The sequence below is a fragment of the Staphylococcus pseudoxylosus genome (genome assembly GCF_044794325.1).
GTDB classification, from domain to species: domain Bacteria; phylum Bacillota; class Bacilli; order Staphylococcales; family Staphylococcaceae; genus Staphylococcus; species Staphylococcus pseudoxylosus.
This window is the reverse complement of record NZ_CP085024.1, coordinates 2,680,202-2,695,631: the sequence shown is the minus strand read 5'-3', so window position 1 is coordinate 2,695,631 and position 15,430 is coordinate 2,680,202. Positions and strand designations below refer to the sequence as shown.

General features: G+C 35.2%; 14 protein-coding genes and 1 riboswitch. Of the genes, 9 read left to right on the top strand and 5 right to left on the bottom strand.

Annotation, left to right across the window (positions count from 1 at the left end; all coding sequences use genetic code 11):
- Positions 1–202: 202 nt before the first annotated feature.
- The gene (locus tag LG295_RS12930) at positions 203–2,197 is read right to left on the bottom strand and encodes a catalase (protein WP_107557780.1); all 1,995 of its coding nucleotides are present in this window, start codon (positions 2,195–2,197) and stop codon (positions 203–205) included.
- Between the two features lie 320 nt (positions 2,198–2,517).
- Between LG295_RS12930 and nfsA the strand changes: the two genes are divergently transcribed.
- From nfsA to LG295_RS12900, 6 genes are all read left to right on the top strand, one after another.
- Positions 2,518–3,273 (top strand): oxygen-insensitive NADPH nitroreductase, encoded by a 756-nt coding sequence (gene nfsA / locus LG295_RS12925; RefSeq protein ID WP_107530743.1) that lies wholly within the window; start codon positions 2,518–2,520, stop codon positions 3,271–3,273.
- An 80-nt stretch (positions 3,274–3,353) separates the two neighbouring features.
- Positions 3,354–3,929, top strand: coding sequence for a hypothetical protein (locus tag LG295_RS12920; RefSeq protein ID WP_107530762.1), 576 nt, complete (start codon positions 3,354–3,356; stop codon positions 3,927–3,929).
- Positions 3,930–4,205: 276 nt separating this feature from the next.
- Positions 4,206–5,240, top strand: coding sequence for a PTS sugar transporter subunit IIC (locus LG295_RS12915; protein ID WP_107557779.1), 1,035 nt, complete (start codon positions 4,206–4,208; stop codon positions 5,238–5,240).
- A gap of 12 nt (positions 5,241–5,252) precedes the next feature.
- On the top strand, positions 5,253–5,930 hold the full coding sequence (sdaAB, locus tag LG295_RS12910) for an L-serine ammonia-lyase, iron-sulfur-dependent subunit beta (protein WP_107530741.1): 678 nt from the start codon (positions 5,253–5,255) through the stop codon (positions 5,928–5,930).
- 12 nt (positions 5,931–5,942) lie between these two features.
- Positions 5,943–6,833 carry an L-serine ammonia-lyase, iron-sulfur-dependent, subunit alpha gene (sdaAA, locus tag LG295_RS12905; protein ID WP_325999197.1) on the top strand — a complete coding sequence of 297 codons (891 nt, stop codon included), beginning with the start codon at positions 5,943–5,945 and terminating at the stop codon, positions 6,831–6,833.
- A 96-nt stretch (positions 6,834–6,929) separates the two neighbouring features.
- Positions 6,930–7,109, top strand: coding sequence for a hypothetical protein (locus LG295_RS12900; RefSeq protein WP_107530739.1), 180 nt, complete (start codon positions 6,930–6,932; stop codon positions 7,107–7,109).
- Between the two features lie 113 nt (positions 7,110–7,222).
- Here LG295_RS12900 and LG295_RS12895 read toward each other — a convergent pair whose 3' ends face one another.
- The 4 genes from LG295_RS12895 to LG295_RS12880 all read right to left on the bottom strand — a co-directional run bounded on the left by LG295_RS12895 (position 7,223) and on the right by LG295_RS12880 (position 11,486).
- Positions 7,223–8,602: an L-cystine transporter gene (locus LG295_RS12895; protein ID WP_107530738.1), complete on the bottom strand. Its 1,380-nt coding sequence runs from the start codon at positions 8,600–8,602 to the stop codon at positions 7,223–7,225.
- Between the two features lie 351 nt (positions 8,603–8,953).
- Positions 8,954–10,012, bottom strand: a complete 1,059-nt coding sequence (locus LG295_RS12890) for a hypothetical protein (RefSeq protein ID WP_107530737.1) — start codon at positions 10,010–10,012, stop codon at positions 8,954–8,956.
- Positions 10,013–10,133: 121 nt separating this feature from the next.
- Positions 10,134–10,799, bottom strand: coding sequence for a hypothetical protein (locus LG295_RS12885; protein ID WP_107530736.1), 666 nt, complete (start codon positions 10,797–10,799; stop codon positions 10,134–10,136).
- 273 nt (positions 10,800–11,072) lie between these two features.
- Entirely contained in the window at positions 11,073–11,486 is a 414-nt protein-coding gene (locus LG295_RS12880) for a general stress protein (RefSeq protein ID WP_107530735.1), read from the bottom strand.
- 227 nt (positions 11,487–11,713) lie between these two features.
- A riboswitch (purine riboswitch) is annotated at positions 11,714–11,816 on the top strand.
- 251 nt (positions 11,817–12,067) lie between these two features.
- Between LG295_RS12880 and xpt the strand changes: the two genes are divergently transcribed.
- From xpt to guaB, 3 genes are read left to right on the top strand one after another with little or no spacing between them, the layout of a single operon-like run.
- Positions 12,068–12,649: a xanthine phosphoribosyltransferase gene (xpt, locus tag LG295_RS12875; protein WP_017723344.1), complete on the top strand. Its 582-nt coding sequence runs from the start codon at positions 12,068–12,070 to the stop codon at positions 12,647–12,649.
- A complete protein-coding gene (gene pbuX, locus LG295_RS12870; protein WP_325999195.1) occupies positions 12,646–13,914 on the top strand; it encodes a xanthine permease PbuX in 1,269 nt (422 codons plus the stop codon). The genes xpt and pbuX overlap by 4 nt, the downstream gene beginning before the upstream one ends.
- A gap of 38 nt (positions 13,915–13,952) precedes the next feature.
- Positions 13,953–15,419 (top strand): IMP dehydrogenase, encoded by a 1,467-nt coding sequence (gene guaB / locus LG295_RS12865; RefSeq protein WP_107530733.1) that lies wholly within the window; start codon positions 13,953–13,955, stop codon positions 15,417–15,419.
- Positions 15,420–15,430 lie beyond the last annotated feature (11 nt).

The following is a 15,430-nucleotide window of genomic DNA, read 5'->3' as shown; positions in this document are numbered from 1 at the left end:
AAAATATTAAAAATCATTGATAATTTAATGTATATTTACCCAATATGTTAATTTATTAATGAAAAAGGACGAGGAAGAAATCAATTAGTAAAAATCTGATTTCTTTCTCGTCCTATATTATAGAGTGCTTATCAAATGATGCATGCGGAAATACCTTGCCCCGTTACTATATCAATTGATATGGCAACAGTGGATGTTCTAATCATTTTCTACTCCAATATCTTTTACGGTCGAATGCTTGTACGATAGTTTGTGGTTCATCAGAAACGAATATACCAGGTGCTTCAAAATTTAATTTAGCGTTTGTTAATCCTTTTGCTGCGGACTCATTTACAACTATAGGCTTGTTGTGTTTATACGTAAGTTCTGCAAATTCTTCAGCAGCTGGGAGTATTTCACTACCATCTGATAGTACTATCAGACTATCAAATAATGTCGGATGGGCAGTATCAAATGTTTCTGTGATACCAAACGACTCTGATATATCTTTAGGGTGTTGTCCGACAAACGCATAGTTTAACTTGTTTTCCGTAAATGTTTTGGCATAAGATTTCAATGTTTCAGCACTGATATCTCCATTTACTACTACAGCGACAGAATGACCAGCTAATGGAATGTCGAATTTTTCCATTGTTAATTGACTATCTTGTGCATCTGATTTAACTTCTTCGTTTATATTAGGCACTTCAACACCAACATTTTCAGCAACACGCTCTGCTAATGTGCGATCAACTTTATTCAGTTGATTCACTGCGTTTTGTTTTACCATAACAGAATTACACATGCCTATTTCGAAAGAGAAGCCATCTACAGTGTGGTCAAATTCAGGTTGCGTCAAACTATTTAAATATAGCTTAGCCTGACTATAATAATCTTTAAAACTTTCACTACGTTTTTGGATTTTGTGACCTTCTACCTTTTCTTGATAGTGTTCATAGCCACCTTCTTTTTTAGGTGTTGTATGTGGGTCGTTGTTATTGAGTGCATTTTTATGATAAGCCACTTGTCCTTTATTGATATTCATTTGATGCATAGCATCTCTTTGATTATTGTGGACTTCATTAACTGGACGGTTAATTGGTATTTGATTAAAATTTGGACCACCTAACCTAGAAATTTGAGTATCAGTGTATGAGAATAGACGACCTTGTAATAATGGATCGTTTGAGAAGTCAATACCGGGTACAATATGGCCGGGGTGGAAGGCGGCTTGTTCCGTTTCGTCAAAAACATTGGTTACATTTTGATTTAATGTCATTTTGCCCACTATTTTAACGGGCACTTGATCTTCTGGCCAAATTTTAGTTGGGTCTAAAATGTCAAAATCAAAGTCGAATTCTTGTTCGGGACGAATAATTTGTAAGCCCAATTCCCATTCTGGATAATCGCCTTTTTCAATAGATTCATATAAGTCTTTACGATGAAAGTCTACATCTTTACCGTGTAACATTTGAGCTTCATCCCAAACTAAAGATTCTAAGCCTTGTAGTGGTTTCCAATGAAATTTTACAAAATATGAATCTCCTTCGCTATTAACGAGGCGAAATGTATGGATACCAAAGCCTTCAATTTGTCTGAAATTCTTAGGGATACCACGGTCACTCATTGCCCATACAGTTGTGTGTGTGGATTCTGGATTTTGGGCGAAGAAATCGTAAAAAGTATCATGCGCTGAGCCACCTTGTGGTATTTCGTTGTGGGGTTCTGGTTTTACTGCGTGGATAAGGTCAGGGAATTTGATAGCGTCTTGAATAAAGAACACAGGAATATCATTACCAACGAGGTCAAAAACACCTTCGTCTGTATAGAATTTAGTAGCAAAACCTCTTACATCTCTAACCGTATCTGGTGAGCCTTTAGAGCCTTGTACAGTTGAAAATCTAACAAAGACAGGTGTAGTTTTATCAGGGTTAGTTAAAAAGTCTGCTGAGGTATATTTAGATAAATCTTCATATACTTTGAATTCGCCATGTGCGCCAAAACCTCTAGCATGCACGATACGTTCTGGTATGCGTTCGTGGTCGAAGTGCATAATTTTTTCTCTAAAATGAAAGTCTTCTAATAAACTGGGGCCGCGTTCACCAACCGTTAAAGTATTTTCGTCTTCGCTTACTTTAACACCGTTATTTGTAGTCATCGCTTTATCGTCATTGCGCTTTTCTACTTCATTTAATTGCTTTTGTTTTTTATTAACCAAATGAAACCCTCCTTAAATAAAACTTTCATTGTTTGTTTTCCACTAAAAACAAAAGAGAAACATGTATCTATAATTATCTATGTACAATATAGGTTTAAAATTATACCTCGGTGTGAATGTTTATATTACCGTTTAAAAAAGATATTTATTGGTGATGTTTTAAAATTTTATAGTAATCAGCAAAGTATTTATAGAAACTTAAAGATAATTACATTTAAACCTTTTAACTATCGTGAAAATCGGGTAAACAGAATGTAAGCAATGGAAATGTGTGTTTGTTATGCTATGGGTATATATTTACAGAAATGAGGAGTGGAAAGATGTCTGAACACGTATATAACCTACTGAAGAAACATCATTCAGTTAGAAAATTTAAGAAAGAACCTATTTCAGAATCGCATATCAAACAACTTATAGAAGCGGGACAAAGTGCTTCAACCTCTAGTTACTTACAAGCATACTCAATTATTGGTATCAACGATCCAGAAGTAAAAGAAGATTTAAAAGAAGTATCAGGGCAACCTTATGTGGTTGAAAATGGGTATTTATTTGTATTTGTAATGGATTATTATAGACATTCCATCGTTAACCAAGAATCAAAACATGACATGGAAACGTCATTTGAATCAGCAGAAGGCTTACTTGTCGGTACCATTGACGCCACATTAGTAGCTCAGAACATTGCTGCTACAGCTGAAGATATGGGATACGGTATTGTTTATTTAGGATCTTTAAGAAATGATGTTGAACGTGTACGAGAAGTATTAAACTTGCCTGAACACACATTCCCATTATTTGGTATGGCACTAGGTATTCCAGAAGATGATGAGGATGGTAGTCCTAAACCTCGTTTACCAATTGAACATGTTTTCCATCAAAACCAATACGATAATGATGTAGAATCTCAAAGAGCACAATTAAAAGCTTATGACCAAACAGTTAGTGATTACTATAGTGCTCGCACAAACGGAGAACGTTCAGAAACATGGTCTAATCAAATTGCAAACTTTATGAGTTCGAAACAAAGGTTAGATATGTTAGAACAGTTAAATAAATCAGGATTTATAAGAAAATAATGCACCTTGAAATAGCCTGTGTATTCTAGGCGTATTTAATGTGCCATTCATTCTCTGGAAAGGGGGTAGTGAAGTTGAACATGTTCGATAAGCTTTTTAAAAAACAGTCGAAGGATCCGGAAGTTCAAGATGATAAGGATAAGCATGTTTATTCATCGAAAAGTCAGCTCACCCCTCAAGAGGCTCAAGAATACTGGGCAAAGGTGGCACAAAAACTCGTTGTCGGTGCCATTAATTCTGTAGATTACACTGCTGAACGTATCTTCATCTTGGTTTCTTTTGATGAAAAAGAACCTACAATTGATATGTTTTTCCAAATGGACGGCCAGTTGAGAATGTGGAATGACTTAGATAATGAAGATCATAAAAAGGTTATTTCTCAAAGTTTAGTATCACAAGCGCCCATTATAGCGAAACAAGTAAACTGTTTGTATGATAGTGTTAATATGACGCGGCTTGCCTATGCGCAAGTTCAATACGAATTCGAAAGTAAAGCGTGGTATTTACATGATGTATCATTAGATAGCGCTGAGGCTAAGTTAGATAAATACCCCGCATTCTTAAAATGGTTTGATGATGTATCTAAATCAATTGATACGATTCCTTTAGACGGTAAACACCGAATAACATGGGGGCCTTTCAAACCAGTATATTAATTAAAAATAGCTTTTCAATTCATCATCGTTATATGAGGGATTGAAAAGCTTTTTTTATTTGTAAAGAGAATTGTGTTGATCCTGATTCAACCTAACCTTACAATCCAGCAAGTTCAAAATTGCAAAAACTTATTTAATTCACTTTTTGTGAATTTATTCACAAAAAGTTCAGAAAAATCGATTTATAGATATTGTAAGTGCTTACACTAAGCAATATTATTGAATTGTGAAATATTTAAAAATGCAATTAAAAATTTTAGGAAGAGGTTTTGAGCAATGGATATTATTTTAGGTGTAGGTACTTTGTTAATTGTCTTACTAGCAATGACTTTGTTTTTGAATTTTGCACCTTACGGTAAAAAGGGGCTACAGGCACTTTCGGGAGCCGCCTGTGCAACGTTTTTGCCACAAGCATTTTTGAGTTATGCGATTGGTGGCGTGTTTGATATTAAATTTTTGCAAGAAATAGGAGATTTGGCAGGAGGTTTAAGCGGTGTTGCTGTAGGCTTTCTGACATGTTTGAAATTGGGAGTTTCTCCAGTTTTTGCAGTAATTGTTGGACTGGTATTACATGATTTCAAACTTTTACCTGCGTTTTTGGCAGCTTACATGATTGCTTTTGTAATTAAATTTATCGAGAAGAAAGTACCAGAAGGTTTGGATTTAATTACGGTTATTTTGTTTGCGCCAGCAACGGCTTTCTTATTAGCTAGTATGATGAGCCCTGGTGTTATTGCACTGTTACAACAAATAGGTAGCGCAGTTACGGCTGTGGGTGATAATAACCCATACGTCCTTGCAACAATATTAGGTTTAATTATACCTGTAACTGGCATGACGCCATTAAGTTCAATGGTGTTGACGAGTTTATTAGGACTTACTGGTTTACCAATGGCGATAGGAGCATTGACATGTACAGGAAGTTCATTTGTTAACTTTATTATGTTTAAACAATTAAAAATTGGTAACAGCTCTAAAGCTTTTGCGGTAGCTATTGAACCATTGACACAAATAGATATTATAGCTAAATATCCACTACAATTATATGGAACTAATGCAATTATTGGTGTTGTTAACGCATGTATAGTGACTTTTAGTGGATTAGTCATAAATGTGACAGGTATGGCGACACCGATTGCAGGAGCCATTGTACTATTCGGCTTTAACGATCCAATTCGTGCGACGATCACTATTGTTACTGTTTCAATAACAAGTATTCTTTTAAGCCTAGTTATAGGTAAAACGATAAATAAATTCAATATGACAAGTCTAAATTTCAATTTACCGCGAATGAAAAAACATGCTAATTAAGGAGATGTAATGATGGCTAGAAAGCAAGATTATCAAAGTGCATTTGATGTTATTGGACCGATCATGATGGGTCCGTCGAGTTCTCATACAGCAGGCGCAGTTAAAATTGGTAATGCTGCCCGCACCTTGTTGCAACGTGAGCCACAAAAAATTACGATTCACTATTACGAGTCGTTTGCTTCCACGCATAAGGGACATGGAACAGATTTGGCTATAGCGGGAGGTGCTTTAGGTTTTGGGACCTTTGATGAGCGCATTAAACAATCCACGGAAATTGCAAAAGAGCGTGATATAGAAGTGGAAATTATTGAAGAATCTGGAGCAAGCCTTGGAGAACACCCTAATTGTGCGCTTGTAAAATTAGATTGTTGTGGTAGACATGTAGAAATTAATGGTATTTCGATTGGTGGGGGTGCTATTAAAATAAAAAGTATACACGTTGATGGTGCGTGTATATTAATGAATCATGGCTTACCTATTTTAGTAGTAGAGGGCGTTGCGAATATATCTATGATAAACCATATCATTAATGATTTGATAGAACGTCAGATAGATATTAATGAAGAAATAAAGACAATTAATGAAGGGAAATGTTTACTTGCGTTGCATTTGAATAAAGAGTTATCAATTGAAACGATAGATGAATTACGGGAAAGATACGATGCTTTAAGCTTTTCATATATACATTAGAGGAGTGACAATATGCTAAATTCGATGCAAGAAATCATTGATTATGCAGTGGAAAATAAAACAACTTTTGCAGAAATTATGATTAGTGAAGAAATGTCATTAAAAGGCATTTCAAGAGATGAAGTTAGAGCACTTATGAAACAAAATATAGATATTATGAGAGAAGCGGTAGAAAAAGGTACAACTGGTGAAGGCGTGAAAAGCGTTACAGGTTATACGGGACAGGACGCTGTTAAATTAGCAACTTATAATGAGCAAGAACATGCATTGTCTGGTTACGAAATGGTCGAAGCATTAAAAGGGGCCATTGCTACTAATGAGGTTAATGCGGCAATGGGTATTATCTGTGCGACTCCTACGGCTGGCTCCTCGGGAACTATACCTGGAATTCTGTTTAAGTTAGAAAAATCACATCATTTAACTACAGATCAAATGATTGATTTCCTATTTGCTGCGGCGTTATGTGGAAAGGTAATTGCAAATAATGCTAGCGTGGCAGGTGCTATAGGAGGTTGTCAGGCTGAAGTTGGTTCAGCATCTGCGATTGCAGCAGCGGCAGCAGTGGAGATATTTGGAGGTTCACCACAAGCAAGTGGTCATGCAATGGCACTAGCTATCAGCAATTTATTAGGGCTTGTATGTGATCCTGTTGCTGGTTTGGTAGAAATTCCTTGTGTTATGAGAAACGCCATAGGATCAGGAAACGGATTGATTTCAGCTGATCTTGCATTAGCAGGAGTTGAAAGCAAAATTCCTGTTGATGAAGTCATTGAAGCTATGGATAAAGTAGGACGTAATTTACCTGCTTCATTACGTGAAACGGGTATAGGCGGTTTAGCAGGTACGCCTACTGGAGAAGCTATTAAGAGAAAAATCTTTGGACAATCAACGGTTAATTCATAGTCTTTAGTTTAAAAATAAGTAAACTTATTAATAAATAAAAATTAAATTGAAAAAATACATGTTTCCCACTAAACTATATTAAAAGAGGTGGGAGACATGTTATTTAAATTGGGGCTTATATTTTTGGCGTTTATTATATGTAGCATAATGACACATTACTTTACAGCAGAGGGTACGTGGGTCAACCTACTGTTAAAGTCATTATCTTTAAGTTTAATTCTTGTTTTTCTATTTAATTATATAAAATTGATGATAGAGCTTAAGCGAAATAAATAATCTTAGTTGAGCATAATAAAAAAGGTAGGTATACATTGCGTGTATACCTACCTTTTTCAATGTTTCTTAAATAGATCGAATATGTGAAGTGAGCAGTAGCAAATCATTTGGTATTAATTTGCAATTTCAGCATATTCTTTTTGGTTATAAGTATCTTGATCTAAGTTGTTTGTTAGTTTTGCTGTACCTGTACCAGCAAGCATAGAATCATTAACATTCAATGCTGTACGACCCATATCGATTAATGGTTCGACAGAGATTAAGACACCTGCTAGTGCAACTGGTAAATTCAATGTAGATAATACAATGATAGAAGCGAATGTAGCACCGCCGCCAACACCAGCTACACCAAATGAACTGATGATTACTACGCCAATTACAGCTAATATAAATTGTAAGTTAACTTCTACGCCAGCAGCTGGTGCTACCATGACTGCAAGCATAGCAGGATAGATACCGGCACAACCATTTTGCCCAATTGACAAACCAAAGGATGCAGAAAAGTTTGCAATTCCATCTGGCACGCCTAGGCGATTTTTTTGTGTTTGAACATTAAGGGGTAATGAACCAGCGCTAGAACGAGAGGTGAAGGCGAATAATAGTACTTCGCCAGTTTTTTTGACGAATGTCACTGGGTTCAAACCTATACCTGAGATAATGATTAAATGAATAATATACATTACGATAAGGGCTGCATAAGACGCAATTACGAACTTACCTAAAGTCCAAATTGCCGCAAAATCACTTGTAGCAATTGTAGAAGTCATAATCGCTAAAATACCATAAGGTGTTAAGCGTAATACGAACGTTACGATTGCCATAACTAAGCTGTATAATGCATCGATACCACGTTTAAGTAAGTTGCCACTCTCTGGTTGTTTACGCATAACACGTAAGAATGCAAAACCTATAAACGCTGCAAATATAACTACGGCGATTGTAGAAGTTGTACGTTGACCAGTAAAATCTAAGAATGGATTACTAGGTAATAATTGTAAAATTTGTTGCGGTAATGTATTGGCTGTCATATCTTTAGCTTGACTCGCAAGTTCGCTACCTCTTGAACTTTCGGCGCCACCTAAATCAATAGAAGAAGCGTCTAAACCGAATACAAGTGCTGAGATAATACCAATTATTGCAGATATTGCAACGGTACCTATAAGAAATACAAAGATATAAACACCAATCTTAGCAAACTTATCTCCTACTTTAATTTTCGTGAATGCTGAAACGATTGAAATGAATATTAAAGGCATTACAATCATTTGTAATAATGAAATGTAGCCATCACCAACGATACTAAACCAATCCATAGTTTGTTTAGTAACTTTAGAGTCCACACCATAGATTAAGTGTACTGCGATACCAAAAAAGATACCGATACCTAAAGCAGAGAAAACACGTTTTGGAAATGAAACGTGTTTTCTAGCCATTATATATAATCCGATGAGGAAGGCCACAAAAATAATGATGTTAAGAATAGTCAATAACATAAAAAAGGACCTACACTTTCTTAATTAATTTTTAATCCGATACGTATACTAAGGATATTAGCAAACTCAATAATATTCAAGTTAATTACTCAAGAAATTTGCGGAATTAAAATGTCTTTATTTTCTGATAATGAAACTTGGGTTTATATAAAAGCTGCTACGATATTAATAAGGAGAGGGTGCTTTAGGATTTTATAAATGAATTATGGAAGATTTAGATATAAAACAAGCGAAAATATATAATCTAGTCCTAAAACACGATTATATATTTTCGCTCTTATAATGAATGATGTTGTCTTCGGTGGTGACTGAATTTTAATTATAGTACTTTTTAGGTTAATAATGATAGTTTTATAAATTAAACAAACGAGCAAAGAAACCTTTACGTTCTTCTTTTGGCGCTTCTTCAGATGAAGTTGATGTGTAAGAAGTTGTATTGGTAGTTGTTGCATCTTGAGTGCTTGTTTCGGTTATTTCATCTTTAATTGTTGTATCATCAGTTGCTGACGTTGATAATTCATTTTCTTCATCAGTAGCGGTAGTAGCATCTGTAACTTGATCAGCTGACTTCGCTTCAGTTGAGTTTGGTTGTCCTACTTTACCAGTACTAGCATCAGAAGTAGATTGTTCGCTCACTGGTGTGATTTCGGATTCGTCAGTATGCGCCTTTGCTATAGTATCATCAGGTTTGCTATCTGAAGCAACATTGTCTGATGATTCATTTTTGACTTTATCGTTAACCTCTTTGTTCGCTTCTGTCTGAGATTCTGTAGATGATTTTGTATCTACTGATTCAGTTGAAGTTTCGGTTAAAGTATCGTCTTTCTGAGCATTTGTAGATTGTGAAGCGGCAATATGCGCAGTTTCAACATTTGATTTAGCTAATTCAGATTGCTCTTTTTGTGAATCTTGAATAGCGTTTTGAGTTGATTTAATTTCATTAGTAGAAGATTGGATGGCTTGCAATGATTCAGTATTAGCATCCAATTTAGAAGTGATTTGATTTTGCATTTCATGTAATTCTTGCTGTTGCTGATGGACTTGGTTAATCATTTGTCCAAGCATATGACGTTCGTCGCGCATTTTTTGAATTTCAGAACGTAAATCATCTACAAGTTTAGAAACATTTTGGTCTGTAGGTAAATGACTACTATCGTCTTTAACTAATACTTGTAAAAAGTCCTTTTCTTTCTCTAATTCTTCAAAAGCTAAATCATAACTATTTGTCTGTTTTACCTTTTCAGCAATATCTTGGAATAACTCAATATCCTCTTCTTGGAAATCTGTAGCTTCACGGCCACGATATTCTGTTTTACTAAGTTGGTAACCGCGTTCTTCTAAATGTTGAACGATTTTACGGACTTGTTTTTCACTTAGCTCAACACGTTGTGCAAATTCTTTGGTTAACATAGAAATAAGTCCTTTCATTAATAAATTTATGTATACGGACGTTTGTCTTCGGTTAGTGAAACGTCAGTCTTACCTCTATGCTAGTTTAAACTGTTTTAATAGTGATTTCAAGTGGCGGTTCCTATGATTTACGTAAATCCATTTCCTCTAGTAATGGATAAATAATACTTCTAGAGATTCTGTTGGCAAAGACATATTTGAGGATATAGTTTGATTTAATACTAGGACCATAAATATCTTTGGTTAGTTCAATATTAGATTTTATAAATAAATCCATAGGTTTACCTTCGCTATATCCTTCAAGATTTGGTGCTAAATAACTAATGTCATATTGTTTTTCGAATCCGTGTTGATATAGAAATTGGCGTCTATTATCCAAGATAGGTATGTCTTCCTCAGAAATTTCTTCAGGTTCTTTATCTACTTCTAACATAATAAAGTTAACGTCGTGTTCATGTAGTTGGTTTGATAGGATATTGATTTCTTTTTGGATACGCGCAAGCGTTTCAGTAATGAGTTCATCGTGATTCGGTTGGTCATTGGCGATTAAGTAGATTAAAAATGCTGAGTTTGTTGTTGCCTCATAATGCGCAGTTGCCAAACTCACGACAGTATCTGATTCGATGCCAACTAAAAAAATATAATCATCTTTAGTGTGCTCGTTTTTAAGTGATTGTTTGAATATTTGTTCGTATTCAGATAATCCGATATCAAATTTAGCATCATACAAATTCATGGCTGATTTGAAGAAGGGATCATCAATTGACGTGATAATTTTAAATTTCATATGTACACCCCCGAAATTATTGCGTTCATTATAACATAGTAGCAAAACTTGTAATGTAATTTATAGGTGGAAGTATTGTTTGGTAATAAAAAAGGAGCGACACAGAAATCAAAATTTACAATTGATTTTCTTGGTTCGCTCCCAAAATATAAATTAGTCATTTGTGATGTTTATTACAAGTGCATTTTAGATAACTGCCAATGTTGGCATATGTCATTTTGTAATTAGTGAATTATGTTAATTGCCCAAACTGTAAATTTATGAACTTTAAGTTTAGGATTTTGGTCCATTAGATTCTTCAGCATAATGATGTTGAACTACTGTTTCATTTTCATAAGCTGCATTTGCATTTTCTACTTCTTCATGTGAAGATTCATCCTTCGTAGCAACGACAAGATAGTGACCGTCTAAGATTTCTTTCTTATAGCGTTCCATTTCAGCGTCGGACAATTTATAATAGGCTAAGACAACCTCTTCACCGTCTTCACCAGTTAACATTTTCGCCATTTTATCACTGAAAGAACCGCTTGTAGCTGTTAAGTTTACTTCGGAATCATGCAACTCGTCGATATGAAGCTTTGATTTACTGATAACAGAAATTTCTGACTCATGATAACCCTCTGCAATCTTGTTTTTGACTGCATCAATTAACTCTTCGCTTTTTTGAATAATAGTGAATTCTGACATTTTGTGCTCCTCCATCCGTTGTTCTATTAATTATTATGTGTTTACCCAGTAACTTAAATAACGAAACGAATACAATTTAATTATATAACGAAGTTTTACACCTGGCAAACAACATTTTAACGCAATTGGTAGCGTTTACTTAATTTTAGAAAGTACGCTGAAGCACCTTTTAAAAAGCGCTTACAATCAATAAGTATATTGAAAAATGTACCAAAATTTGCTATCATCAGTTAATAATTTATCTAACTCATATAATCTAAAGGATACGGCTTTAGAAGTTTCTACCATGTTGCCATTAACGACATGACTATGGGTAAACCTATACAATGCTTTAGCAATTAAAAATGATTTAAAAAGTTGTACATATTGGACTATACTTTTTAAACCGTTTCCTCATAATCGATGTTATAAACATATTTTTTACATATTTAATAGGGAAATGAATGTAAAATCTTACCTCTTTAGACATCGTTTGAAATTAGGATAATAGCTATCTATAGTATTGCACGTTCACTCATAGATCCTGAAACTAAGTTAGTTTAGGGTTTTTTTTGTACACAAAATGAGGAGGTTTTTTACGAGTGGATTTGTTGAAGCAGAAAGTCGAAGCAGATGGTGTCGTCATTGACGAAAAGATTTTAAAGGTAGATGGTTTTTTAAATCATCAAATCGATGCCAAATTGATGCATGATGTAGGGCGAACTTTTTACGAGCAGTTTAAGGATGAGGGCATCACAAAAATTTTAACAATTGAAGCGTCTGGTATTGCACCGGCGATTATGGCAGCTATGCACTTTGATGTGCCTTGCCTATTCGCTAAAAAAGCAAAACCGAGCACACTGAAAAAAGATGTTTATCAGGCAGATATACATTCTTTTACTAAAAATACGACAAGTACAGTGATTGTGTCTAAAGAGTTTTTAGATGAAAATGATAAAGTACTTATCGTAGATGACTTTTTAGCCAATGGAGATGCATCGTTAGGCTTAAATGAAATTGTACAACAAGCCAAAGGTACAACAGTTGGGATAGGTATTGTAGTAGAAAAAAGTTTCCAACCTGGTAGAGAACGTTTGGAACAAGCAGGTTTAACCGTTTCATCATTATGCAAAGTGGCTTCGCTAAGTGGAAATAAAGTTACTTTCGTTGGCGAAGAAGCATGAAAACCTTCATTTTAAGTTTACAGCATTTATTAGCAATGTATGCGGGGGCAATACTCGTACCTATTATTGTAGGAACAAGTTTAGACTTCACATCTGAACAAATTGCTTTCCTAGTTACAGTGGACATATTTATGTGTGGTGTAGCGACGTTCTTGCAAGTATGGAAAGGAACAGGCATTGGTTTGCCGATTGTATTAGGCTGTACATTTACTGCTGTGGCACCAATGATTTTAATTGGTCAAACTAAAGGTATTGGTGACTTATATGGTTCGCTCTTCTTGTCGGGGATTCTAGTTGTAATCATTGCACCATTCTTTTCTTATTTGGTGAAGTTCTTCCCTCCAGTTGTTACTGGAAGTGTGGTAACCATTATCGGGATTAACTTAATGCCAGTTGCAATGAATTATTTGGCAGGAGGAGAAGGGGCTAAAGACTACGGTGACCCTAAAAATATCATCTTAGGTGTCATCACTTTGGTTGTCATTTTACTCGTACAGCGTTTTACTGTAGGTTTTTTGAAATCTATCGCTATACTTATCGGACTCATTGTGGGGACAGTGCTAGCTGGATTCTTTGGAATCGTAGATGTAAATCAAATTGGTACTGCGCATTGGTTTGCGTTACCGCAACCGTTTAGATTTTCAACTTTCAGCTTTGACTTCGGGGCGACACTTGTATTCTTTATAGTGGCATTAGTAAGTTTAATAGAATCAACGGGTGTATATCATGCATTAAGTGAAATAACAGGTAAACGTTTGGAACGCAAAGATTTCCGTAAAGGTTATACAGCAGAAGGTATTGCTATCATCTTGGGCTCTATCTTTAACGCATTCCCTTATACTGCATATTCACAAAATGTAGGTTTAGTATCATTGTCAGGTGCGAAAAAGAATAAAGTAATATACGGTATGGTTATATTATTAGTTATTTGTGGGTGTATTCCTAAATTAGGTGCATTAGCAAACATGATCCCTTTACCAGTATTAGGTGGAGCGATGATAGCTATGTTTGGCATGGTGATGGCATATGGTGTTAGTATATTAGGTAATATTAATTTTAAGAATCAAAATAATTTGTTAGTTATTGCTGTATCTGTAGGACTAGGGACGGGTATAAGTGCAGTACCTCAAGCGTTTGACGCCTTAGGTGAACAATTTGCATGGTTAACTCAAAACGGTATTGTACTAGGTGCAATTTCAGCAATTGTTTTGAATTTCTTTTTTAATGGCATAAAACATCAACAAGACACGGAAATTATGAAATAATAGAACTATAAAACAATTAATTAGGAGGCTGTACAAGTATGTGGGAAAATAAATTTGAAAAAGAATCTTTAACTTTTGACGATGTGTTATTGTTACCAGCAGAATCAGATGTATTACCGAAAGAAGTGGACTTAAGTGTTCAATTATCAGAAGGTATTAAACTGAATATTCCAATCGTATCTGCAGGTATGGACACAGTTACAGAATCAAAAATGGCAATTTCAATGGCTAGACAAGGTGGACTTGGTGTCATTCATAAAAATATGAACATTGAAGATCAAGCCGACGAAGTTCAAAAAGTAAAACGTTCAGAAAATGGTGTCATCTCAAATCCATTTTATTTAACTCCAGAAGAAAGTGTTTTTGAAGCAGAAGCATTGATGGGTAAATATCGCATTTCAGGTGTGCCAATTGTTGATAATAAAGAGACTAGACAATTTGTTGGTATCATTACAAACCGTGATTTACGTTTTATTGAAGACTTTTCAATTAAAATTTCAGACGTAATGACAAAAGATAATCTTGTTACAGCTCCTGTAGGTACGACATTAGATGAAGCAGAGAAGTTATTACAACAACATAAAATTGAAAAACTTCCATTAGTTAAAGAAGGTCGTTTAGAAGGATTAATTACAATTAAAGATATTGAAAAAGTTCTTGAATTCCCTAATTCTGCTAAAGATGCACATGGTAGATTATTAGTAGGTGCAGCAATCGGTATTGCGAAAGATACTGATATCCGTGCACAAAAACTTGTTGAAGCTGGTGTAGACGCATTAGTTATCGATACAGCACACGGCCACTCTAAAGGCGTATTAGAACAAGTTACACATATTAAAAAAACATTCCCACAAGTGACTTTAATAGCAGGTAATGTTGCTACAGCTGAAGGTACAAAAGCTTTATATGAAGCGGGCGCTGACGTAGTTAAAGTTGGTATTGGTCCTGGTTCAATTTGTACAACTCGTGTTGTTGCAGGTGTTGGTGTCCCACAAATTACAGCCGTTTACGATTGTGCTACAGAAGCGCGTAAACATGGTAAAGCAATTATTGCAGATGGTGGTATTAAATTCTCAGGAGATATCATTAAAGCATTAGCTGCTGGTGGACATGCAGTTATGTTAGGTAGCTTACTTGCAGGTACTGAAGAAAGCCCTGGCGCAACTGAAGTGTTCCAAGGTAGACAATACAAAGTATATAGAGGCATGGGCTCATTAGGCGCAATGGAAAGTGGTTCAAATGACCGTTACTTCCAAGAAGACAAAGCACCTAAAAAATTCGTTCCAGAAGGTATTGAAGGTCGTATCGCTTACAAAGGCGCACTACAAGACACTATTTATCAACTTATGGGCGGCGTAAGATCTGGTATGGGTTATACTGGTTCTAAAAACTTAGAAGCATTAAGAGAAGAAGCTCAATTTACACGCATGGGACCTGCTGGTTTAGCAGAAAGCCATCCACATGATGTTCAAATTACAAAAGAATCACCAAATTATTCATTCTAAGTTAAAAGGAG

Excerpts from the sequence above, each read along its gene's own strand:
- LG295_RS12915 (WP_107557779.1), top strand. The coding sequence starts at position 4,206 with ATGGATATTATTTTAGGTGTAGGTACTTTGTTAATTGTCTTACTAGCA.
- guaB (WP_107530733.1), top strand. The coding sequence starts at position 13,953 with ATGTGGGAAAATAAATTTGAAAAAGAATCTTTAACTTTTGACGATGTG.
- LG295_RS12895 (WP_107530738.1), bottom strand. The coding sequence starts at position 8,602 with ATGTTATTGACTATTCTTAACATCATTATTTTTGTGGCCTTCCTCATC.
- LG295_RS12885 (WP_107530736.1), bottom strand. The coding sequence starts at position 10,799 with ATGAAATTTAAAATTATCACGTCAATTGATGATCCCTTCTTCAAATCA.
- sdaAA (WP_325999197.1), top strand. The coding sequence starts at position 5,943 with ATGCTAAATTCGATGCAAGAAATCATTGATTATGCAGTGGAAAATAAA.
- LG295_RS12890 (WP_107530737.1), bottom strand. The coding sequence starts at position 10,012 with ATGTTAACCAAAGAATTTGCACAACGTGTTGAGCTAAGTGAAAAACAA.
- pbuX (WP_325999195.1), top strand. The coding sequence starts at position 12,646 with ATGAAAACCTTCATTTTAAGTTTACAGCATTTATTAGCAATGTATGCG.
- LG295_RS12920 (WP_107530762.1), top strand. The coding sequence starts at position 3,354 with ATGTTCGATAAGCTTTTTAAAAAACAGTCGAAGGATCCGGAAGTTCAA.
- sdaAB (WP_107530741.1), top strand. The coding sequence starts at position 5,253 with ATGGCTAGAAAGCAAGATTATCAAAGTGCATTTGATGTTATTGGACCG.
- nfsA (WP_107530743.1), top strand. The coding sequence starts at position 2,518 with ATGTCTGAACACGTATATAACCTACTGAAGAAACATCATTCAGTTAGA.
- LG295_RS12880 (WP_107530735.1), bottom strand. The coding sequence starts at position 11,486 with ATGTCAGAATTCACTATTATTCAAAAAAGCGAAGAGTTAATTGATGCA.
- LG295_RS12900 (WP_107530739.1), top strand. The coding sequence starts at position 6,930 with ATGTTATTTAAATTGGGGCTTATATTTTTGGCGTTTATTATATGTAGC.